The sequence below is a fragment of the Pseudomonas fluorescens HK44 genome, from assembly GCF_000217955.3.
Taxonomy (GTDB): domain Bacteria; phylum Pseudomonadota; class Gammaproteobacteria; order Pseudomonadales; family Pseudomonadaceae; genus Aquipseudomonas; species Aquipseudomonas fluorescens_AQ.
The window spans coordinates 132,950-154,147 of sequence record NZ_AFOY02000005.1 but is presented as its reverse complement, the minus strand read 5'-3'; the positions used below and the strand labels follow the sequence as shown (position 1 = coordinate 154,147).

Below are 21,198 nucleotides of genomic sequence, written 5' to 3'. Positions count from 1 at the left end.
TGACAAGGTAATTACCATCCGGGGTCAGCGCCAAGCCTTGTAGTATAGGGGCTCTACGGATGTGGCAAGTTGTCACATCATAAATCTTTGAGCAAAAAAAACGCCCAGCTCCGTAAGGAGACTGGGCGCTTTTGAACGCAAAAGCGAATTAACGCTTCGAGTACTGCGGACGCTTACGCGCTTTACGCAGACCAACTTTCTTACGTTCAACTTCACGTGCATCACGAGTAACGAAGCCCGCTTTGCGCAGAGCGCCGCGCAGAGTTTCGTCGTACTGCATCAGAGCGCGAGTGATACCGTGGCGGATTGCGCCAGCTTGACCACTTACACCACCACCGATCACGGTGACGTAGATGTCGAACTTCTCGACAGTCTCAGTCAATTCCAGCGGCTGACGAACTACCATGCGGGCAGTTTCGCGACCGAAGAAATTATCCAGGGAACGGTTGTTGATGGAGATGTTACCAGTGCCCGGACGCAGGAAAACGCGTGCGGTTGCGGTCTTGCGACGGCCAGTGCCGTAATTTTGAGTCGCCGACATAATGAACTATTCCGTTAAAACTTCAGTTCTTGGGGCTGCTGAGCAGTATGAGGGTGAGCAGCGCCCGCATAGACTTTCAGCTTACGATACATGTCGCGACCCAGCGGGTTCTTAGGCAGCATGCCTTTGACCGCGGTCTCGATCACGCGCTCAGGGGCTTTAGCGATCAGCTTTTCGAAGTTGATCGACTTGATGCCGCCCGGGAAACCGGAGTGGGAGTAGTAGATTTTGTCGGTGGTTTTAGCACCGGTCACACGAATCTGCTCGGCATTGATAACGACGATGTAGTCGCCGGTGTCAACGTGAGGAGTGTACTCAGGCTTGTGCTTGCCACGCAGACGGCTCGCGATCTCGGTGGCCAGACGACCCAGGGTCTGACCAGCAGCGTCGACGACAAACCAGTCGCGCTTTACTGTTTCCGGTTTAGCAGTAAAAGTTTTCATTCTTTATAGCCTCAGGGGCCGCCCTGTAAATTTAGACGGCGGATCTTACTGAATAGTGCGTACTTTGACAAGTCAAAGGCAGCCGGGTACAGACGCTATCGGGGGCTCGGGTCGGCGCGTCCGTTCAACGGCAAGATTCTTCGGCAGGCGGCGCATCACTTCCACTGCAGAAAGAGGTGCGCAATTATGCAGATTGCGAAAAAAAATTCAACCTGCTTTTATGATTGTTTTCCTCCAAGGACTACCCCATGGACTATCGACAGCTGGGCCGTACCGATCTGAACGTGAGTGCAATTTGCCTCGGGACCATGACCTGGGGTGAGCAAAACAGCGAGGCAGAGGCCTTCGCACAGATTGAACGGGCCAAGAGCGCCGGGATCAATTTTATTGACACCGCCGAGATGTACCCGGTGCCACCCAAGGCTGAAACCTACGCCACCACCGAGCGCTACATCGGCAACTACTTCAAGAGTCGTGGCGATCGCACCGACTGGATTCTGGCGAGCAAAATCGCCGGCCCCGGCAACACCATCGACTACATTCGCGGCGGCCACCTCAAGCACAACCGCGAACACATCGTCCAGGCTCTGGACGCCAGCCTCAAGCGCTTGCAGACCGACTATATCGACCTCTATCAACTGCACTGGCCGGAACGCAGCACCAATTTCTTCGGTCAGCTGGGCTACACCCACAAGAGCGAAGTCAACCTGACCCCGCTGGAAGACACCCTCGAAGCTCTCGACGAACAGGTCAAGGCCGGCAAGATCCGCCACATCGGCCTGTCCAACGAAACGCCATGGGGCACCATGAAGTTCCTCGCGCTGGCCGAAGCCCGCGGCTGGTCGCGTGCGGTGTCGATCCAGAATCCCTACAACCTGCTCAATCGCAGCTTTGAAATCGGCCTGTCGGAAATCGCCATCCGCGAACAATGCGGGCTGCTCGCCTACTCGCCGCTGGCGTTTGGTTTTCTGTCCGGCAAGTACGAAGGCGGGGCGCGCCCGGCAAAAGGTCGCCTGAGCCTTTACAGCCGTTTCAGCCGCTATTTCAACCCGCAGTCGGAAGCTGCGTGCAGCCGTTATGTGGCGCTGGCCCGTGAACACGGCCTGGACCCGGCACAAATGGCCCTGGCATTCGTGACCCGGCAATCGTTCGTCACCAGCAACATCATTGGCGCGACCACGCTGGAACAGCTGGACAGCAACATTGCCAGTTTCGACCTGAAACTGTCGGATGAAGTGCTGGCGGGGATCGAGGCGATTCACAAGGATCACCCGAACCCGGCTCCTTGATCGATTCATGAGCCCAATCGCGAGCAGGCTCGCTCCCACGAGGATTACGCTGTACCTGTGGGAGCGAGCCCGCTCGCGAAAGCGGTCTTCCATTCACCCTGAATTCAAAGCGAACGCGCGATGATCTCCTTCATGATTTCATTGGTCCCGGCATAAATCCGCTGCACCCGCGCATCCGCCCAGGCCCGGGCGATCGGGTATTCCCACATGAACCCGTAACCGCCATGCAGCTGCACGCACTCGTCGAGCACCTTGCATTGCAGGTCGGTGCCCCAGTATTTGGCCATCGCCGCCGTCGGCACATCGAGCTTGCCTTGCAGGTGCAGCTCCAGGCAGCGGTCGACGAAGACCCGGCCAATCTGGATCTCCGTGGCCATCTCCGCCAGTTTGAAGCGGGTGTTCTGGAAGTCCGCAATCGCCTTGCCGAACGCCTTGCGCTCGCGGGTGTAATCCAGGGTCCACTGCAACGCCGCCTCGGCAGAGGCCAGACCGCCGATGGCGACCGTCAGACGCTCCTGCGGCAATTCCTGCATCAGATAGGCGAAGCCCATCCCGGCCTGGCCCAAGAGGTTTTCCTTGGGCACACGGACGTCCTGGAAGAACAGCTCCGAGGTGTCCTGCGCTTTCATCCCGACCTTCTCCAGGCGCTTGCCCTTTTCGAAGCCCGGAGTGTTTGCCTCCACCAGAAACAGACTGGTGCCCTTGGCCCCGGCCTTGGGATCGGTCTTGGCCACGACAATCACCAGGTCCGCGAGGAAGCCGTTAGTGATGAAGGTTTTCGAGCCGTTGATCACGTACTCGTCACCGTCCAGCACCGCTGTGGTTTTCACCCCTTGCAGGTCGGAGCCGGCGCCTGGTTCGGTCATGGCAATCGCGGTAACCATTTCGCCGGAGACCAGTTTCGGCAGGTACTTGTGCTTCAGCACTTCACTGCCGTAATGCAGGATGTACGGCGCCACAATGTCCGAATGCAGAGAGAAACCGATACCGGTCAACCCCAGTCGCCCCACCTCTTCGATCACCACGGCACTGTAGAGGAAGTCCGCATCGAACCCACCGTACGCTTCCGGTAGATGGGAGCAAAGCATCCCCGCCTCCCCCGCCTTGTTCCACAGCGTGCGGTCGATATGGCCCTGCTTTTCCCACTGCGCATGAAACGGTACGGCCTCTTTTTCGAGGAAGGTTCGTACGCTGTCGCGAAACAGTTCGTGCTCGGAACTGAACAAGGTTCTGGGGATCATCGGGGCACCTGTGGTTATGGTTGATCGCTAATGACTCCCAGAGCCTAAGCCTCCCGCTGATAACAGGACACTGGACACATCAGACAAAAAATAAGACGATCCAGCCGCTTGGTGACCACTTTCCCCTATAAGAATAAATTGAATATGTCTATCCAACTCTCCACGCCCCTGCGGCGCGTCAGCATCCTGGCTATCGACCGGGTTTTTGCTTCCACCCTCATGCAAGCCAAGGATTTCTTCCATCTGGCCAGCCTGCGTTACGGCAAACAACTGGGCCACGGCCTGACCCCTGTGTTCGAAACCCGCCTGGTCAGCCCCGACGGCAAACCGGTCAACAGCTTCAGCGATGTGATCATGCCGGTGGACGGCGGCCTGGAAAACGCCGACATCATCATCCTCCCGGCGTTCTGGGACGATTTCGACACCCTCTGCAAACGTTATCCACAGGTGCTGCCGTGGCTGCGCGAGCAACACGCACGCGGCGCGGTGCTCTGCGGTGAAGCCACCGGGGTGTTCTGGCTCGCCGAGGCCGGCCTGCTCGATGGCAAGGAAGCGACCACCTACTGGCGCTTCTTCAACACCTTCGAAGAGCGCTTCCCCAACGTTCAGCTCAATCAGGACAAGCACCTGACCGACGCCGACAACCTCTACTGCGCCGGCGGCACCACCTCGGCCTGTGACCTCTACATTTACTTGATCGAGCGCTTCTGCGGGGCCAACGTGGCCCAGGCCGTGGCCCGTGACATTCTGTATGAAGTGCAGCGCAGTTATTCACCTGGCCGTATCGGTTTCGGCGGGCAGAAGCTGCACCAGGATGTGATCATCCTGCAGATCCAGCATTGGCTCGAAGAGCATTTTGCCGACAAGTTCCGCTTCGAAGACGTCGCCCGCGAGCACGGCATGAGCATCCGCAACTTCATGCGGCGCTTCCAGACCGCCACCGGCGACAAGCCGCTGCACTACCTGCAACGGTTGCGCATCGAAACCGCCAAGGGCTTGTTGTCCGCCAGCCGCAAAAGCATCAAGACCATCAGCTACGAAGTCGGCTACGACGACGCGAGCTTCTTTGCCCGACTGTTCCGCCAGCACACCGAACTGTCGCCGAACCAGTATCGGCAGCAGTTCCAGCAAGCCGCTTAATCCAAGGGCCAATCCCCCCCTGTGGGAGCGAGCCTGCTCGCGATTGCGGTCTGACATCCAACATTGATGTCGACTGGCACTCAGTCATCGCGAGCAGGCTCGCTCCCACACTGGGATCTTCGGCGCACAAAAAGGGCCTGCATTGCAGGCCCTTTTTCGAGGTATTCGCGTTCGAGTCCGCCCTTCCCATCAATACCGCCCGAACTGCTGCCGGTATTCCAGTGGAGTCAACGCTGTCAGTTCCTTGAACATGCGCCGCAGGTTGGAGTCGCTGCTGAAACCCAACTCGGCACTGATCGTATTGACCGCTACGGACGTGAGGATGAGGCGTTCGCTGACCTGGTTCAGCTTGATGCAGCGAGCATAGGTTGCAACGGCAACACCGGTTTCACTGCTCACCTTACGCGACAGCGTGCGCTCAGACATTCCGAGTTGCTCTGCCAATCGCTGCACGGTTATCTGTTCAGCCGGCAATTGCTCAACGAGCGCATGCAATTGGCGCAACAGAGAGCTCGACTGCTCAATCAGGCTCATGGCCGCAAAGGCGCTATGTGCCTGGGCCGGACGCGCAAGCACCATCAGCTTGGTGAGGTCGCGAAACACTTCCGCACTGACGTACCGCTCAATCAAGGCCTGAGCGATGGGCAAGTAACCGTTCACGCCGGACGCGGTAGCCGTCCGCTCGTTAATGATGCTGTGACGCTCGCTTTGCCACTTCACCGCGTTATGGCGCTGCGCCATAACGTCTGCCAGCCACCACGTCACCGTTGCCGGTTGACCGTCCAGCTTCCCGCTCGCGGCCAACAGACAGACCCCACTGCAATAACTCCACAGCTGCTGTTTCTTCGAACGTGCCGACAGCGCCGCCACCAAAGGGGCATTGGCAGCCAGCGTCTCGTCGACCTGCCGGGCCGACTCGGCCCAGAAACCGGGGATCAACAGCGCGTCACAGTCAGCCTCCGCCAATGCGCTGTCGACCTGTAACGACAGGCCCTGAGCGCATTCCACCGTACCGGCCTGCAAGGCCACGAAGCGCGTTTCAAAGAACACACGCGAGGCACGACGATTGGCGGCGTGCAACAAATCGGCAAAAGCCAACAAGCCCGCTGGCATGCAACGAGGAAAAAGCAGCAAACCGATTCGAAGAGGTGGGGGCATGGCTGAAATCGAATTAATTATGTCCGAGCCTGCCATTCTGTAGCGCAACGCGACTGGACACAATGGCGCTTCTTCCCAGAGGAATCGCCATGAAGATTCATCAGCTACGCAACGCGACGATTATTGTGGAACTCGGCCCTCATCGTATCTTGGTCGACCCGATGCTGGCGCGAAAACACACACTTCCACCCCTTCGAATATTCAGCGCACGGGACCGCAACCCACTGGTCGAGTTACCCGGCTCGGCAACTGCCGCACTGGAGTCCGTCACCCACTGCCTGATCACTCATTGCCAGAAAGGACACTTCGACCACCTGGATCGCGCCGCAAAGAAGTGGCTGCGCGAGACGCGGATTCCAGTCATCTGCACACCGCACGACGCCGCTCATCTGGCCGAGCACGATTTGAATGTTCAGTCTTTACCGACCGATCACGAGCAACCGAGCGCCTTCCTCGGCGGTCAGATCCGCACGATTCGCTGCACCCATGGCCGAGGTCTGGTAGGCAAGATGATGGAGCATGGCGTGGGCTATTTGATTGAAATGCCCGGCGAGCCCAGCCTCTACCTGACGGGCGATACGCTGCTCACGCCGGCTGTTCAGGCGTTCGTTGCGCGGCACAACCCAGACGTTTCCGTGGTGCCGGCTGGCGGTGCGCGTTTCGATTTGGGTGGGGATATCATCATGGGGATTGATGAGGTGCTGGCATTCACTCGGCAGTCGTCAGGCACAGTGGTCGCCAATCACCTTGAAGCACTCAGCCACTGCCCGGTGACACGCCAGTCACTGGCCAGCGCCGCCCGACAGGTCGGCATCGAGTCGCGCCTACGGATTCCGAACGACGGGGACGTGCTGGAATTCCCGACCCTGGCGGATCAATAAGGGCGCGGTTGCCCCTTAGAAAGGGTCAACCAGGCCTTTTATGCAGACCGTTACGGCTTGTGCGCCCGCGACAGGAACTCGTGGGACTGCATTTCCAGCAGACGGCTGAGGAGCAGCGCCTGTTTCAGCAGCTTTATGTAACTAACAATTCCAACTCGACATTGCGATCTAAACGCAACACCTCGCTTCGCGGGCCTTTATCCTACGAGAAAGTCGGAAACCAGAGTGCTGGATAACTCAGACTTACACTTGTTAGCCTGCTGTTCAAGACCTCAACATACATCCCTGCAAACAAAATATGCACACATCAGGGAAGATCAACAATGACCATCGGCTCTAGTTACAACTACCCGTCACATATTGCTAAAGATATTACTCGAACAAAGCGCTCATCTGACAACAAGTGGAGCGCTCGTTTCCCGAACCCGCCAGACTTATGTTTTGACTATCGAGCATTGGTAGAACAAGAAAACGGCATCGCAAACGCGTCCAACCCACATCATAAAATATGCATCATTGGTGCAGGTGTGACTGGGCTCACTGCCGCCAGAGAGCTTTATCGTTGCGGCTTTACCAATATAACGCTTATAGAACAATCCAAACGCATAGGCGGCAGACACCTTACAATTCCCGGCAGCCGAAACTCCGTAGAAAGTCATACACCCTTTGAAATGGGGGCGATGCGCATGCCCTTCTTCAACACAGCAGACGAACCGCCTAAAGAAGGTAAGTCTCTGATGGCTTACTACGCCAAGGAGTTTGACTTGGCTATTTCAGACTTCCCAAATCCCGGAAGCCAGTGGGTAACGTCGACTGGCATCTATCTTCGAGAAGGAAGCATGGGAGGCAGCGCTACTCCACAGATGTTGATATGGACAAATGAAGACGGCATGACACCACCTCCTGGCGAGGAGCTTCAACGGGTTTACGCCAAGTGGAAAGCATTTGCTGACCGCATGACCCGCCACGTAGCAGAGGTTTATGCCAGCCAACGATGGGAAGCCATGTGGGCTGGTATCGTCAAAAAATACGAGGGCATTTCTTTTCGTGACCTGGTCAGCATGCCAATAGTAGACGCTTGGCATGAAAGCTCGCCAGGAGACTTCGGAGGGATGGGAATGTCCCCGGACGAGTCCGCCATTTTCTATTCGATAGGCATCGGTGACGGTAGCTGGGGCGCCTTCTACGATGTCTGCTCGCTTTATCCCCTGCGTACGGCAATTTTTGGATTCAGCAGCCAGCTGCAACTGATTCATGGCCGAGTGGACGCGACCGGTGAACCGATAGCCTCACCACACCTGCACAGCGAAGCCGTTTTTGACTCCAAGGGGCTGGGTTTCGACAGACCTCGCTATATCGGGCTCGCCTCTTTGGATGAATGCCTGTTATTCATGAAAACAGACGAAACCGGAAAATCCTTCTACGAACACTGCCTTGAGCGCAGTAATGGTTTCCTGACGGACTCGTCCGTCACAAAACTGAAAAAACTGGACAATCAAAAAATACGCGTCTACTACAACTGGAAATCGAGCCACCCCAGGCAAACTCAGGAATTATTCGACGACTTTGATTCAATCATCATGACCCTTCCCTCATGGCTGATCGAAACTCGAATCAAGCTCGAGAACTTCAATCAAGAAATGCTTCCATTCGAAACGATCAATGCCTATAAAACCGCTCACTGGGAAACCAGTTGCAAAGTCTATGCACCATTAAAAAATCATTCTTATCAAAAAACACCAAAATCCCACAAGCCATAGTCACAGATAGTTTCATTCACGACATTTATACCTATCGCTATAACGACAACTATAATTATGACTGCATCCTTCTGAGTTACACATGGGAGGATGACGCAACCAAACTCGCGTCCTTCACTGACAAAGAGCTGGTTACGAAATGCGCAAAAGAGCTTGATCGAATCCTTATGAACTCCGCCAATATCCAGGAAAAAATCTCTCCCTATATTGGCATTGATCAAGCAGTCGTCCAACGCTGGATGACCGATAAAAATGCTTTGGGGTGTGCAAAGTTGTACAGACCCGGAACCTACTACGACGCAGTGGGTTTGATGAAGTACAACAGAGATTTTTCACATATTTCTGGCCTCTATTTTTCTGGCGAGTCTTTTTCAGTCGATGCCGGCTGGACAGAGCCTTGCTTTCGAGGTGCCGTCGATGCAGTCATTCATATCTGCAATAAAACCGAAGCTACATTCAATGGCGGCTTTTCCATGAGTGACTATCCAGAGTACAAGCTCAGGACCTGACCTAAGCTTTCCCCGCTAAAAAGCCGATGCACGCCGTGTATTGGCTCAACCTCGTTCATCTTGGGAAAAGGACTACACGCTTAACGGAAGCCGCTGACTTTCGCTCACTCACCGGTTCAACTCTTATAAACACACAACTACACAGGTTGAAAAACAATAATAAGAGGTCAGCGTAAATGAGTGAGTCAACGAGTCCTGTTCGTGTTGCAGTCGTGCAATTCGACCCACAAGTCGGCATAGAGAATCGTGAAGGGAATTTGCATCACAGCCTGGAACTGGCGCTACAAGCGGTCAATGGCGGGGCAAATCTCATCGTTATGCCTGAGCTTACAAATACCGGCTATTTCTTCAGCAATCGGCAGGATGCTTTCGACCATTCCGAGGCAGTTCCCGGCGGACCGAGCATGCAGAGCTGGATGGATTTCGCCTGCAAACACAAGGTTTACCTCGTGGCCGGCCTAACCGAACGCGACGGCATGCGGCTCTTCAACACCGGTGTTCTTGTTGGACCTGACGGTTTTATCGGGAAATATCGGAAAGCCCATTTGTGGAACCTGGAAAAACTCTGGTTCACTCCAGGCGATCTGGGCTTCCCGGTTTTTGATACACCAATAGGCCGTATCGGATTGTTGATCTGCTGGGATATCTGGTTCCCGGAAGTGCCGCGCATCCTGAGTCAGCAAGGCGCGGACATCATTTGCAGTTTGAACAACTGGGTCTGGACGCCTCCGCCGCTGTTCGATGACGCCGGCAAATGCATGGCTTCGTATCTGACGATGACGGCAGCTCACGTCAACAACGTGTTTATTGCAGCCGCCAGCCGGATCGGCGAAGAACGAGGTGCCCGATACCTGGGCTGCTCACTGATTGCCGGCACCAATGGCTGGCCGATTGGCGCAGTAGCTTCAGCGGACAAGCAGGAAATCCTGTTTGCCGACATCGACCTGACCAGCTCCCGTAGCGCGCCCATCTGGAACAACTTGAACGATCTGCATCGCGATCGTCGAGCCGATCTCTACGATAAAATGCTTGGTTACACCCAACACCCTTGTCTCCCGCGCTGATAAGGGGTCATCACTCATGGACACCACAACCGAAAAACATCGGCTGAATCGACTTGTCGGCAGATCGCCGTTTGATACTGCGATCATCCTCCTCATGATCGGCACGACACTGCTGATTTTCTGGATTTCACTCACCAACCGTTCTTCCTGGTCAGCCCATTGGCCAGACTACAGTCACATGGTGACGAGCCTCCCCGAGCCGAGTGCCTGGTTGCGCTGGGTACTGGGAGACATCAGCGAGGTTGCATTCTACAAACACGAGTTCGCCTCTATTGGACTATTGGCGGGAGCCTATCTGGGTTACTGGGCCAATCGAACGGGGAAATCCTGGCAAGGCTTTGCAATCTCCTATGGCAGCGGGCTATGGCCGTGGCTGATCACCAGTTCGCTGCTTGGACTGCTGCTAAGTAACCTGCTGTGGGGCTGGACGGTCACGGCCACCCGTTGGCAACCGACGTTTGCAGCCTTTGTTTCACTGCCAGCGGCGATGGTGCTGATGTTTGGCGGTGGCTGGAAAGTGACGATCAACGGAGCCATCATGGGTGCCATTCTTGTCACCCTGATGTGTCTACTAATCGTTAACTACGTCTGCAATCCACTGGGCCTGCCAGCCGTGATCGGCAATGTCACGGGCATGGCCGTCGCCAGCGTCTTTGCCTTTCTGCTCTGTCGCTACGTGCCGAGCCTGGTGAAGTCCGAGCAATCCGCCCCATCTGAGGAGCCATTCGATTCTGCGGCCACACCTGCCCTATCAAAGACGCCCGACTACGGAATCTTCTGGAGCCTGCGCCGGGTGTTGGCAGACTTTTCGGAAGCGCCCTTCTTTGGCAATGAACTGGCCAGCCTCGGGCTGTTACTGGGAGCATTGCTGGCTTACACCTTGAACCCCATGAGTCCGGTATACGGCTCAGGTTTGCTGCCACAACTGATCGGAGCGCAGGCTTTGACGTCAGCTTTAGGCGTGGTGATCTGGCGTCGACAATGGATATTGCGCGGCTGGTATCCCACCTACATTCCGCTGGTGTCCGTAGTGCCGGCAGCGGTTCTGACCTATGGCGGCAGTTGGCAGGTAATAGGTTCAAGTGCGCTGCTAGGGGCGCTTATTGCCCCACCTTTGGCGTGCGTGATCGCCAAGAGGTTACCGGCTGATATGCACCCCTACATAGGGAATGTCCTGTCCATGGCCATCAGCACCTTGCTGATTGTTCCGCTAATCGGGTTCCTCATAACCCAATAAACTTCATGCCGTACCTCTCCCATTCGGCTGTACCGAAGTCCTGTCGCTCAAGACCGGGTACAGCCACCTTTTTAATCACATCCAATCGAACGAGGTATGACATGAACCTCCCCAAACTGGCTATTGCGGCGCTCGGCGGTACTGTGAGCATGCAAGCCAGGCATGCTGGTGAAGGTGTTATCCCGACCGTCAGCGGTGAAACCCTGCTGGCCTCAGTACCGGAACTGAAGGAACTGGCCCGGGTGACCGTTGAAACACTCGGCCTATTCCCAAGTGCCTCACTGGATTTCGAGCTCTTGCTGAGCGTCCTTTCCTGGGCGAGATACCAGATTGAGCAAGGCGCTATTGGCGTTGTCATCACTCAGGGCACGGACACCCTCGAAGAAACCGCAACATTTTTCGATTACTTATGGGACCACGACGAACCACTGGTCCTGACCGGCGCCATGCGTTCGGCTGCCCAGGCAGGGGCCGATGGTCCGGCAAATCTGCTGGATGCTTGCCGAGTCGCACGGGCTGAAAACAGCCGTCAGCGAGGCGTTCTAGTGGTAATGAACGGCCAGATTCACCAAGCGAACGTCGTCCGCAAAACCGATTCATTGGCGTTGCAGGCGTTTTCCTCCCCAGTCGCGGGTCCCGCAGGGATGCTCCTGGAGGGAACCGTCCGTTATCTACGCCAGCCGTCCCGCCGGAAGCTTTTACCCTTGCCACAACAGACAACACAGACGATTGCCATGCTGGAAGCGTCTCTGTCTGCCGACACCTTGATGTTGGAAAACATCCTCGAACTGGGCTACGACGGGCTGGTGATTGCTGGTTTCGGCGCAGGACACGTCTCAGAGCGCTGGGCAGACGCCGTCGAAGCAATCGCAAAAGAAATCCCGGTCATCATTGCGACCCGGACCGGATCAGGCTCCACCGCTCACTCCTCCTACGGCTTTATCGGCAGCGAGATGGATCTGATCCGTAAAGGCGCAGCGATGGCTGGATTTCTCTGTCCGCGCAAAGCCAGAATCCTGCTTTGGCTGCTTGTTGGCTGCCAGCGACTAGATGAGCTGACCCACTATCTCAACGACGACATCCGGTTTCAAAACTGACGCATAAAAAAGGGCCTGCAATGCAGGCCCTTTTTTATTTTCCGAAACGTCCTACGGCTTGTGCGCCCGCGCCAGGAACTCGTGGGACTGCATTTCCAGCAGACGGCTGAGGGTGCGCTGGAACTCGAAGTTCAGGCGACCGCCGGTGTAGAGGTCTTTGAGCTCGACTTCAGCGGAAATGATCAGCTTGACGTTACGGTCGTAGAACTCGTCGACCATGTTGATAAACCGTCGGGCGATGTCGTCAGTGGTGACGCTCATCTGCTCCACACCGCTGAGCAACACGGCGTGGAAGATCTTGCCGAGTTCGATGTAGTCGTTCTGGCTACGCGGGCCGTCGCACAGTTCGCGGAAGTCGAACCAGGCCACGTCATCGCATGTACGCACGGCACGGATCTCACGGTTCTCGATCATCAGCACATCGTTTTCGATGGCCTGAGTGCATTCCGGCGTGAGTGCGCGGAAGCTTTTGCGCAGGCTCTCGTGGGACGCTTCGTCGAGTGGTGAGTGGAACAGCTCGGCTTGCTCAAGGTGACGCAGACGGTAGTCGACGCCGCTGTCGACGTTGACGATGTCCGTGTTCTGCTTGATCAGCGCGATGGCTGGCAGAAAGCGCGCACGTTGCAGACCGTCCTTGTACAGACCGTCCGGCACGATGTTCGAGGTGGCGACCAGGGTCACGCCGTTCTTGAACAGCTCTTCCATCAAGGTCCCGAGGATCATCGCGTCGGTGATGTCGGACACGAAGAACTCATCGAAACAAATCACCCGCGCTTCGTCGGAGAAACGCTTGGCGATGATGGTCAGCGGGTTTTTCTCGCCGCCGAGGGTCTTCATCTCTTCGTGCACGCGCTTCATGAAGCGGTGGAAGTGAGTGCGGACCTTTTCCTTGAACGGCAGCGCTTCAAAGAAGGTGTCGACCAGGTAAGTCTTGCCGCGACCTACGCCGCCCCAGAAGTACAGGCCCTTGACCGGCGCTTGGTCCTTCTTGCCAAACAGTTTGCCGAGCAGGCCCGGTTTGTTCTGCGAGGCCGCGACCAGGTCGTCGTACAGGCGCTGCAAATGACGCACGGCAGTTTCCTGGGCGGCGTCATGGAAGAATTCCGGGCGTTTCAGATCAACTTGATATCGTTCTAGGGGCGTCATAATTCGTTAGCAAGGCAACAAAAACGGGCCGACACTGTAGCGACGACCCTTGAGAATGGCAATCAGCCCTTGGTCGGGCCGAACCGTTGATTATTCCTGAACAGGCGTCAGCGCCACCCGCAAGGCGTCGATGGCGACATCACGCGCGGTGCTGTCAGCGAACGCCGGGCTGTCGGCGACGCACTCGCCTTCGAGCCAGACACTGAAGCTCAGGTCTTCACTGCGAACATCCAGCGCCTGCCCGGATTGCAGCTGTTTGGTCACCTGGCCTGCGGTTTTGCCGTCAGCGAAGTTGCGCGACAGCAGCAGTTGCTCGCCATCGGCCGCCAGCAGGCGGAAGCGGAAGCTGCCGTCGTCTTCACGGAAGCTGACGAAGCGTGCGGCTTTCGCGGCTTTCTTCTTGGTGGTGGCCGCCACGTGCGTCTGATTGACGAAAGAGCGCAGGCCGACCGCTTCACGCAGCTCGTTGAGGAACGGCGTGGCCACGGCGCGAGCCTTCTTGGCACCGTGCTGCAGCATGTCTTCGAGGTCTGCCGGGCGTTCGATCAGTTGGTAGTAACGCTCGCGGGACTCGCCCAACTCGTTGTCCAGCAGTTGGAACAGACGATTCTTCGCCTCGCCCCAACCCAGACCCTGCAACAGTTCGCTGCGGAACTCGTCGGCCTGCGCCGGGGTGGCGAAGGCCTGGAACAGCGTGAACAGGTGCGAATTGTCCGGATCTTTGGCTTCGCCCGGTGCGCGGGAGTCGGTAACAATCCGCGAAATCGCGTCCTTCATCTCTTTCGCGCTGGAGAACAACGGAATGGTGTTGTCGTAGCTTTTCGACATCTTCCGGCCATCGAGGCCCGGCAGCGTGGCGACGCTTTCTTCGATCAGCGCCTCCGGCATGGTGAAGAATTCTTTGCCCTGGCCAAACAAGTGGTTGAAGCGCTGGCCGATGTCGCGGGCCATTTCCACGTGCTGGATCTGATCGCGACCGACCGGAACCTTGTGCGCGTTGAACATCAGAATGTCCGCCGCCATCAGCACCGGGTAGCTGTACAAGCCCATGGTGATGCCGGCGTCCGGGTCTTCACCGGCTTCGACGTTCTTGTCCACCGAGGCCTTGTAGGCGTGCGCACGGTTGAGCAGGCCCTTGGCGGCGACGCAGGTCAGCAGCCAGGTCAGCTCAGGGATTTCCGGGATGTCGGACTGACGATAAAACGTTACCCGGTCCACATCCAGACCACCGGCCAGCCAGGTCGCGGCGATTTCCAGACGCGAGCGCTGGATGCGCAGCGGGTCATCGCACTTGATCAGGGCGTGGTAGTCGGCCAGGAAGTAGAACGAATCGGCATTGCTGTCGAGACTGGCGAGGATCGCCGGACGGATCGCGCCGGCGTAGTTGCCCAGGTGCGGGGTGCCGGTGGTGGTGATGCCGGTGAGGATGCGCGTACGAGTAGTCATGGGTAATCGCTTATCAGACTGCAATCAATTCGAAAGGCGCGGCAGGATCAGATCCTTGAGATCGGTCAGCTTGCCGTGAAAAAAGTGTCCGCATTCTGCCACTTTCAGCAGCTCATGGGGGCGATCGAGGGCGTCAGACCAATCGTAAACCCGTTGCGGATCGATGACTTCGTCGGATTCTGGCTGGATCAGCGTCAGTTCGCCGTGCTGCGGCAACTGATCCTGATCGCCCAGACGCATCACCGCCGGCGCGACCATGAACACGTGCTTGAGCTGCTCGCCCTTGGCTTCCAGGCGTCCGCCGAGGCTCGCCGCAACGAAACCACCGAACGAGAAACCGAACAGGGTCATTGGCAAACCGGGGTGTTTGGCGCGAAACCATTCAGCCACGGCTTGAGCGTCATCGACTTCGCCGGTGCCCATGTCATGCGTGCCGGCGCTCGCGCCAACGCCACGGTAATTAAATCTTAATGTGATCAAACCGGCGTCGCGGGCCGTGCGCTGCAAGGTCGAAACGACTTTATTGAGCATGGTGCCGCCCTGCACCGGATTGGGGTGACAGATCAGCGCCAGGCCACGTGGCTCGGGGGAGTCCAGGTACAAGGCTTCCAGTTGGCCCACCGGGCCATCAATCAATACAGGGGTTTCACGCATAAGCAAGGAAGGAACTCCGTGACCTCTCGAAGGGTCGACTCGTCTAGCTAAATGTCTGTGCCTGGCATGATTGCGATCTCGTCGCGGTATACAGCGCAGGTCCGAGCCGTTAACGTAAAGCAAAGCCGTTTATAGAGGAAGGACTCGTGGAACACTCGCTCTTAGTTTGGTTGTTGCCGACTCTTGCCCTGGTTGCCGGTGTCGCCATTGGATTCCTGGTTGCCCGCCTTCTGCCGAATGCCGCGCCTAGCAGCACGCAACGACAGCTGGATGACATTCAGGAACGTTTTGACCGCTATCAGAATGAAGTGGTCACCCACTTCAACAGCACCGCAACGCTGGTCAAGAAGCTCACTCAGAGCTATCAGGAAGTGCAAGACCACCTCGCCGAGGGTGCCAACCGCCTGGCCCTGGACGAACAGACTCGCCAACGCCTGCTGGCCGCCCTGCACTCCGATGCCGCCGTGCAAGCACCACGGGAACGCCTGACGCCGCCACGCAATCAGGAGCCACCACGCGATTACGCGCCGAAAATGCCAAACTCCCCCGGCATGCTCGACGAGCATTACGGCTTGAAAAAGTAACCCGGTTTCACGCGACATAAAAAAGGTTCTTCACGGAATCCCGGGAACACAGAAACAAGAACGCCGATTTGATTGATGATGTTCGTGCGAGCAAACACATCTAACAAACCGGCGTTCTTATGCGCGATATTAATACTTTCCTTCCTTTTTGGGAGGGCTTTTTCTGTCGTCAACATCAAGCCTGATGGTGACGCCCTACAGATCGATCTGACTCCCCACGCTACCCGATTCCCTTCCTGTGGCGGCTGCCAAAAACCCTGTTCAACCACTCATGAGTATTGCGAGCGAGTCGTTCGTGATTTGCCCATTCTCGGTCGCGCGGTGCGCCTTAGCGTTTTGCTCAGGCGGGTTGGCTGTCGTGACTGTGGCAAACGCATGGAAGCCGTCAGTTGGCTGGATCGCTATGCCCGCATGACGCGCCGCTTGGCCGATGCGGTCATTCAAGCCTGTGAGCGCCTTCCCACGCTACACGTGGCTCAACTGTTTGGGCTGCATTGGGACACCGTCCGGTTGCTGGAGCGTCGAGCCTTGCAAACGGCGCTAAGTAATCTGCCGAAGGCGCAACCGCGACGCCTGGTAATGGACGAGTTCGCGCTGTTCAAAGGTCATCGCTACGCCAGCGTGGTCCTGGATGCCGATACACGACGAGTGCTGTGGATCGGCGAAGGCCGCAGCCGGGCGGCGGTCAGACCGTTCTTCGAAGAACTGGGACCAGAGGGTTGTGCTCGAATCGAAGCGGTAGCGATGGACATGAACACCGCTTTTGATCTGGAGGTTCGCCAGCACTGCCCCAAAGCCCGAGTGGTCTACGACCTCTTTCATGTGGTAGCCAAATATGGCCGAGAGGTGATTGATCGGGTCCGCGTCGACGAGGCTAACCGGCTGCGTCATGACAAGCCGGCTCGCAAGGTCATCAAGCAGGCGCGATGGCTGTTGCTGCGTAACCCGCAGAACCTGAAAACGCCGGAACAACAGGTCCATTTACAGGATTTACTGGCGGCCAACCAATCGTTGATGACGGTCTATCTGATGAAGGCTGAACTCAAAACGCTCTGGACGCCGAGTACCGCCTGGGGCTGGAGATCGGCCTGGAAGCAATGGTTGCGCCATGCTCATGAAAGCGCGATACCCGCCCTGATCCAGTTCGCCAGACGGCTAAAGGATTACTGGCGGGGCATCGTCAGTCGGGTTCGCTGGCCGATGCACACCGGTCAGTTGGAAGGAATAAACAATCGAATAAAGGTCATCAAGCGGATGGCGTACGGTTACCGGGATAGCGAGTTCTTTTTCATGAAGATCAAGAGCGTCTTTCCCGTAATCCGTGATGAACCATAAAAAAGCCCTCGGACAGATGATGTCCGAGGGCTTTTTTGTTGCTGAGGGTTTGATCGCCTGTGCGGGCCTCATCGCGAGCAGGCTCGCTCCCACAGGGGATCTCCATTAGTCGCAGAACGTGTGGTCACTGAAATTCAAATGTGTGCGAGCCTGCTCGCGATGAGGCCCGAACAGACAACAATAAAAAAAAGCCCACCCGATCTGCTGAGAATCGGGCGGGCTTTTTACACCTGGGGTTCAGTCAGGTTTTTTGTTACTGGTATTGCTGACCTTGCTGCTGGGCAGGCTGGCCATACTGCTGACCCGGAATCGCCTTGAGGTTGACCTCTACACGACGGTTCTGCGCCCGACCATTGACATCCGCGTTGCTGGCAATCGGGCTATCCGGACCGGCACCACGCGCCGACAGGTTGGCACCGCTGACACCTTGCGACGTCAGGTAGGTTGCCACGCTTTGAGCACGACGCTGGGACAAGTCCATGTTGTGCTGGCGGCTGCCGGTGCTGTCAGTGTAGCCGACGATTTCAATCTGGTTCTGGCTGAACTCTTTAAGCGAACCGGCCAGGTTGTTCAGCGGCTGGTAGAAGCTTGGCGCGATGTCCGCCGAATCGGTACCGAACGTGATGTTGCCCGGCATGATCAGCTTGATCTGATCGCCCTGACGCTGCACTTCAACCCCGGTGTTGGCCATGCTGGCGCGCAGTTTCTTTTCCTGCTGGTCGGCGTAGTAACCGTAACCGGCAGCGGAAGCACCCACAACGGCGGCGCCAATCAGCGCGCCTTTGCCACGGTTGTTGTGGTCGATGGCAGCACCGGCCAAAGCACCGGCCAGCGCACCCAGGCCGCCGTACTTGGCGGTTTTGCTCATGCCCGTGGAACCGCTGTCGGCCTGACCCTGATTGTCATACGGGTTCTGGTTCGCACAGCCGGCCAGCATGGCCACGGCAGTAGCGACAATAATCAAACGACTCGAGGTGAACATGGAGAGCTCCTACTTTTACATTCTGTGGTGCAACGGACGTTGGCAAAAGACCCGTGCGGGCGTTGGAACACGACCTGCGGCAAAAATTCCGTCAGGTCGTTCCGCAGCCCGGAAAATCAGGCCCGCACAAAAGGATTTTCACGCATTTCATCGCCCAGACGCGTATCGGGACCGTGTCCGGTTATGACTGTCGCCTCTTCATCAAGGGTGTACAGACGCTGCTTGATCGAACGCACGATGGTCGCCTGATCACCGCCCCACAAGTCCGTACGCCCTACCCCGCGACGAAACAGCGTGTCACCGGCAATCAGCAGCTTAGCCTCTGAAAACCAAAAGCTCATGGAACCCGGTGTATGCCCCGGCGTGTGCAACGCCACGCCACAGCCGCAGGCCAACTCTTCATCATCGGCCAACCAAACATCCGGCGACGGCACCGGCGTGTACGGCACCCGGAACATCTGGCACTGCATCTCCAGATTGTCCCAAAGGAACTGATCCTCTTTATGCAGGTGCAACGTGGCGCCGGTTTTCTCCTTCAACTGGCCCGACGCCAGGAAGTGATCCAGGTGCGCATGCGTATGAATGATGCTCACCACCTTCAACCCCAACGCCTCCAGCCGCGCCAGAATCAACTCATGATTGCCACCCGGATCGACAACGATGGCCTTCTTGGTGATCGGATCACCGATGATCGTGCAGTTGCACTGCAAAGGGCCGACGGGGAAGGTTTCGCGGATCAGAGCGGGTTTGGCAGCGTCCATGGGCGTTCCTGAAAAAATGGATCGCCTATTCTGGCACAGCCCCAAAGACTGAACACCCAACCCGTGGCGAGGGGGCTTGCCCCCGTTCGAGCGCGAAGCACTCGCAAATCCGCTAAACGCAATGTGCCTGATGCAACCCGATAGCAGGTTTTGGGGCCGCTTCGCAGCCCGACGGGGGCAAGCCCCCTCGCCACAAAAGCCACTCACCATAACGCGGTGCTACGGCGCCTCCGGCTGATCAAAATTATCCAACGCCCGATTCACCAACAACTCCCCCAACGAAATCATCTGCTGAATCGCCAACGCCACAGGCCGACGCGTGCCTTCCAGCTCAAACGCCAAATCACTGGCCATCACATTCAGCGACGCCAACGTTTCCGAGGCATGCGCCAGCAGCGTCTCGTTATCCAGATCAGGAATCACCGTAAAAATATTGGAAGGACGCTTATCGGACAGCGGCGCCTGAACAAACGGCGGCTTAAGGTAATGATCCAGCGCCCGCTCGGCGGCGTCGTGGAGTTTTTTGGAGTCGGTGGAGGCGTAAGGGGAAGTGCCGAGGGTTTCTACGGAATCGGGAGTGACCTTGTGCATGGTGAAGCTCCTAAACAAAGTTTTTGGGTGCTGTATCACCTATACCTGTTCAGGTCGCTAAACCCGGTCGCTGAATTGGCAGCGACACCTGGAGGTTATCCACAGACCTTCCCACCCGGCAACCTTGGAAAGGTGTCGGAAAATTCTCCCGAAAGTGGGATTTCTGTAGCCGCCTCCTAGGACTGATCGAACTACCTATGTTGGTCGTTTCCAACGGGTCGCGACCGGCTGAATACGTCAGACTGGTGGTGATGCTGACGACTTGGCCGCTGCCTTGTTTTTCCATCTCGGCGATGGCGAGTTGGGTGATGTAGAAGAAACCATTCAGGCTCACCGACAGCACAGCAGCGTAGTCTTCGTGGGTAGGCTTTGGATCTTGACGCAGGACCGGCTAACGGGTGTCCCCCATTTCCTCATTTCGCGCCGAACAGCATCGTCCAATAGACGCCGTTGTCGCTACGCGAGTTCGCGGCATAGGCCGCGCCAACCTGGGTAAACATCGGGTTCATCAGAATGGCGCAATGCCCGGGGCTGGCCAGCCAGCCTTCCATAGCCTTGCCCGGCGAACGCTGCCCGGCGGCGATGTTCTCTCCGATCTGTCGGCCACCGTAGCCGGCGGCCTTCGCTCGGTCCCACGGCATATCACCGTTGGGGTCCTGGTGCGCGAAGTAATTGTCGTTGGCCATCGCCCGGCTGTGCCCCTGCGCCGCTGTCCCCAGGGCGGCATTCCAGGTCAGCGGCGGTGCAGCGGCGAAGCGCTGACGACCACACAGGCGCGGTTTCGCCCGTGCCGCGTTGACTTCTGCCAGCAACGTCTTGCCCGCCGCTCGGGGGTCGTCCAGATGCCCATCGAGCAAGGGCCGCGCTAGCACCACCTGCCATTCGCTCTCGTCGCGATACACGCCAATATCGGCGAACTGGGTATCGAGCAGGGCCCCACAGTAGCGGCTCTCGAGCATGTCAAAGGCCTCCTCGGCATCTTCAGCGTCGACCAAGCGGATAGTCCGCACAGACACCGCCTGATAGCCGGAATCCTTCAACGTCTCCCGCGTAACGCCTCCATAGCCGATCGGCAAGGCCAGGTTCGACTTCAGAGCCAGCGGCGTCAAGGCTTGGACCGTACGCCCCGCGCAGCGCTGCGGTTGGGCGCGGTAGTCGTTGATGTACTCCACCAGTTGCCTTTCCCCGCCGGCATGGGCGGGACTGGCGAACAGGGGGAGCAAAGGAATAAGGCAGAGCGAGAAAACGCAGGAGGAGCGAACGGTCTGGCGCATGAGGCGGGCGGCTCTGATGGGATGACGACGGTAATGGCGATAGTGGGCTGAGGAATGACCGCAGA

Annotated in this window: 18 protein-coding genes and 3 pseudogenes; 9 read left to right on the top strand and 12 right to left on the bottom strand. The window is 57.3% G+C overall.

The features are described from left to right. Nucleotides 1-148: 148 nt before the first annotated feature. The gene (gene rpsI, locus HK44_RS05440; RefSeq protein WP_002555064.1) at nt 149-541 is read right to left on the bottom strand and encodes a 30S ribosomal protein S9; all 393 of its coding nucleotides are present in this window, start codon (nt 539-541) and stop codon (nt 149-151) included. A gap of 14 nt (nt 542-555) precedes the next feature. Continuing rightward, on the bottom strand, nt 556-984 hold the full coding sequence (rplM, locus tag HK44_RS05435; RefSeq protein ID WP_019693576.1) for a 50S ribosomal protein L13: 429 nt from the start codon (nt 982-984) through the stop codon (nt 556-558). A 248-nt stretch (nt 985-1,232) separates the two neighbouring features. On the opposite strand from rplM, the gene HK44_RS05430 reads away from it, so the two are divergent. Then, complete coding sequence (locus tag HK44_RS05430; RefSeq protein WP_019693577.1) at nt 1,233-2,273, top strand: NADP(H)-dependent aldo-keto reductase; 1,041 nt, start codon at nt 1,233-1,235, stop codon at nt 2,271-2,273. Nucleotides 2,274-2,377: 104 nt separating this feature from the next. Here HK44_RS05430 and HK44_RS05425 read toward each other — a convergent pair whose 3' ends face one another. Beyond that, nucleotides 2,378-3,514 (bottom strand): acyl-CoA dehydrogenase family protein, encoded by a 1,137-nt coding sequence (locus HK44_RS05425; protein ID WP_019693578.1) that lies wholly within the window; start codon nt 3,512-3,514, stop codon nt 2,378-2,380. Between the two features lie 243 nt (nt 3,515-3,757). Between HK44_RS05425 and HK44_RS05420 the strand changes: the two genes are divergently transcribed. After that, on the top strand, nt 3,758-4,654 hold the full coding sequence (locus tag HK44_RS05420; RefSeq protein ID WP_187682481.1) for a GlxA family transcriptional regulator: 897 nt from the start codon (nt 3,758-3,760) through the stop codon (nt 4,652-4,654). 189 nt (nt 4,655-4,843) lie between these two features. On the opposite strand, the gene HK44_RS05415 is transcribed toward HK44_RS05420, so the two are convergent. Continuing rightward, a complete protein-coding gene (locus HK44_RS05415) occupies nt 4,844-5,812 on the bottom strand; it encodes a GlxA family transcriptional regulator (protein ID WP_024264766.1) in 969 nt (322 codons plus the stop codon). An 89-nt stretch (nt 5,813-5,901) separates the two neighbouring features. On the opposite strand from HK44_RS05415, the gene HK44_RS05410 reads away from it, so the two are divergent. The 5 genes and pseudogenes from HK44_RS05410 to HK44_RS05390 all read left to right on the top strand — a co-directional run bounded on the left by HK44_RS05410 (nt 5,902) and on the right by HK44_RS05390 (nt 12,360). Continuing rightward, nucleotides 5,902-6,693 (top strand): MBL fold metallo-hydrolase, encoded by a 792-nt coding sequence (locus tag HK44_RS05410; RefSeq protein ID WP_019693581.1) that lies wholly within the window; start codon nt 5,902-5,904, stop codon nt 6,691-6,693. A 323-nt stretch (nt 6,694-7,016) separates the two neighbouring features. Further along, nucleotides 7,017-8,962 (top strand): annotated as a pseudogene (locus HK44_RS05405) (flavin monoamine oxidase family protein). A 176-nt stretch (nt 8,963-9,138) separates the two neighbouring features. Continuing rightward, on the top strand, nt 9,139-10,026 hold the full coding sequence (locus HK44_RS05400; protein ID WP_024264765.1) for a nitrilase family protein: 888 nt from the start codon (nt 9,139-9,141) through the stop codon (nt 10,024-10,026). Nucleotides 10,027-10,042: 16 nt separating this feature from the next. Continuing rightward, the gene (locus HK44_RS05395; protein ID WP_019693583.1) at nt 10,043-11,263 is read left to right on the top strand and encodes a membrane protein; all 1,221 of its coding nucleotides are present in this window, start codon (nt 10,043-10,045) and stop codon (nt 11,261-11,263) included. Between the two features lie 101 nt (nt 11,264-11,364). Then, a complete protein-coding gene (locus HK44_RS05390) occupies nt 11,365-12,360 on the top strand; it encodes an asparaginase (RefSeq protein ID WP_019693584.1) in 996 nt (331 codons plus the stop codon). Nucleotides 12,361-12,411: 51 nt separating this feature from the next. Here the strand turns inward: HK44_RS05390 and zapE are convergent, their stop codons facing one another. The 3 genes from zapE to HK44_RS05375 form a co-directional block, all read right to left on the bottom strand. Then, nucleotides 12,412-13,506 carry a cell division protein ZapE gene (zapE, locus tag HK44_RS05385; protein ID WP_019693585.1) on the bottom strand — a complete coding sequence of 365 codons (1,095 nt, stop codon included), beginning with the start codon at nt 13,504-13,506 and terminating at the stop codon, nt 12,412-12,414. A gap of 90 nt (nt 13,507-13,596) precedes the next feature. After that, nucleotides 13,597-14,952 (bottom strand): tryptophan--tRNA ligase, encoded by a 1,356-nt coding sequence (locus HK44_RS05380; protein WP_019693586.1) that lies wholly within the window; start codon nt 14,950-14,952, stop codon nt 13,597-13,599. Between the two features lie 24 nt (nt 14,953-14,976). Beyond that, entirely contained in the window at nt 14,977-15,606 is a 630-nt protein-coding gene (locus HK44_RS05375) for an alpha/beta hydrolase (RefSeq protein ID WP_019693587.1), read from the bottom strand. Between the two features lie 146 nt (nt 15,607-15,752). Here HK44_RS05375 and HK44_RS05370 point away from each other — a divergent pair, with 146 nt between their 5' ends. Beyond that, entirely contained in the window at nt 15,753-16,190 is a 438-nt protein-coding gene (locus HK44_RS05370; protein WP_019693588.1) for a YhcB family protein, read from the top strand. A 119-nt stretch (nt 16,191-16,309) separates the two neighbouring features. Continuing rightward, a pseudogene (locus HK44_RS05365) lies at nt 16,310-17,525 on the top strand (ISL3 family transposase). A 253-nt stretch (nt 17,526-17,778) separates the two neighbouring features. Here the strand turns inward: HK44_RS05365 and HK44_RS05360 are convergent. The 5 genes and pseudogenes from HK44_RS05360 to HK44_RS05340 all read right to left on the bottom strand — a co-directional run bounded on the left by HK44_RS05360 (nt 17,779) and on the right by HK44_RS05340 (nt 21,133). Beyond that, nucleotides 17,779-18,507 carry an OmpA family protein gene (locus HK44_RS05360; protein ID WP_019693589.1) on the bottom strand — a complete coding sequence of 243 codons (729 nt, stop codon included), beginning with the start codon at nt 18,505-18,507 and terminating at the stop codon, nt 17,779-17,781. A 116-nt stretch (nt 18,508-18,623) separates the two neighbouring features. Then, a complete protein-coding gene (locus HK44_RS05355; RefSeq protein ID WP_019693590.1) occupies nt 18,624-19,268 on the bottom strand; it encodes an MBL fold metallo-hydrolase in 645 nt (214 codons plus the stop codon). A gap of 219 nt (nt 19,269-19,487) precedes the next feature. After that, the gene (locus tag HK44_RS05350; RefSeq protein ID WP_019693591.1) at nt 19,488-19,859 is read right to left on the bottom strand and encodes a DUF6124 family protein; all 372 of its coding nucleotides are present in this window, start codon (nt 19,857-19,859) and stop codon (nt 19,488-19,490) included. Between the two features lie 238 nt (nt 19,860-20,097). Next, a pseudogene (locus HK44_RS05345) lies at nt 20,098-20,223 on the bottom strand (3-oxoacyl-ACP reductase); the annotation flags it as partial. Nucleotides 20,224-20,272: 49 nt separating this feature from the next. Continuing rightward, the gene (locus HK44_RS05340; RefSeq protein ID WP_019693592.1) at nt 20,273-21,133 is read right to left on the bottom strand and encodes a CAP domain-containing protein; all 861 of its coding nucleotides are present in this window, start codon (nt 21,131-21,133) and stop codon (nt 20,273-20,275) included. Nucleotides 21,134-21,198 lie beyond the last annotated feature (65 nt).

What these genes read in the sequence shown, in the direction of transcription:
- rpsI (WP_002555064.1), bottom strand. Translation starts at nt 541, where the DNA reads ATGTCGGCGACTCAAAATTACGGCACTGGCCGTCGCAAGACCGCAACC.
- HK44_RS05395 (WP_019693583.1), top strand. Translation starts at nt 10,043, where the DNA reads ATGGACACCACAACCGAAAAACATCGGCTGAATCGACTTGTCGGCAGA.
- HK44_RS05430 (WP_019693577.1), top strand. Translation starts at nt 1,233, where the DNA reads ATGGACTATCGACAGCTGGGCCGTACCGATCTGAACGTGAGTGCAATT.
- HK44_RS05400 (WP_024264765.1), top strand. Translation starts at nt 9,139, where the DNA reads ATGAGTGAGTCAACGAGTCCTGTTCGTGTTGCAGTCGTGCAATTCGAC.
- HK44_RS05380 (WP_019693586.1), bottom strand. Translation starts at nt 14,952, where the DNA reads ATGACTACTCGTACGCGCATCCTCACCGGCATCACCACCACCGGCACC.
- HK44_RS05375 (WP_019693587.1), bottom strand. Translation starts at nt 15,606, where the DNA reads ATGCGTGAAACCCCTGTATTGATTGATGGCCCGGTGGGCCAACTGGAA.
- HK44_RS05425 (WP_019693578.1), bottom strand. Translation starts at nt 3,514, where the DNA reads ATGATCCCCAGAACCTTGTTCAGTTCCGAGCACGAACTGTTTCGCGAC.
- HK44_RS05350 (WP_019693591.1), bottom strand. Translation starts at nt 19,859, where the DNA reads ATGCACAAGGTCACTCCCGATTCCGTAGAAACCCTCGGCACTTCCCCT.
- zapE (WP_019693585.1), bottom strand. Translation starts at nt 13,506, where the DNA reads ATGACGCCCCTAGAACGATATCAAGTTGATCTGAAACGCCCGGAATTC.
- rplM (WP_019693576.1), bottom strand. Translation starts at nt 984, where the DNA reads ATGAAAACTTTTACTGCTAAACCGGAAACAGTAAAGCGCGACTGGTTT.
- HK44_RS05410 (WP_019693581.1), top strand. Translation starts at nt 5,902, where the DNA reads ATGAAGATTCATCAGCTACGCAACGCGACGATTATTGTGGAACTCGGC.
- HK44_RS05360 (WP_019693589.1), bottom strand. Translation starts at nt 18,507, where the DNA reads ATGTTCACCTCGAGTCGTTTGATTATTGTCGCTACTGCCGTGGCCATG.
- HK44_RS05340 (WP_019693592.1), bottom strand. Translation starts at nt 21,133, where the DNA reads ATGCGCCAGACCGTTCGCTCCTCCTGCGTTTTCTCGCTCTGCCTTATT.
- HK44_RS05355 (WP_019693590.1), bottom strand. Translation starts at nt 19,268, where the DNA reads ATGGACGCTGCCAAACCCGCTCTGATCCGCGAAACCTTCCCCGTCGGC.
- HK44_RS05390 (WP_019693584.1), top strand. Translation starts at nt 11,365, where the DNA reads ATGAACCTCCCCAAACTGGCTATTGCGGCGCTCGGCGGTACTGTGAGC.
- HK44_RS05415 (WP_024264766.1), bottom strand. Translation starts at nt 5,812, where the DNA reads ATGCCCCCACCTCTTCGAATCGGTTTGCTGCTTTTTCCTCGTTGCATG.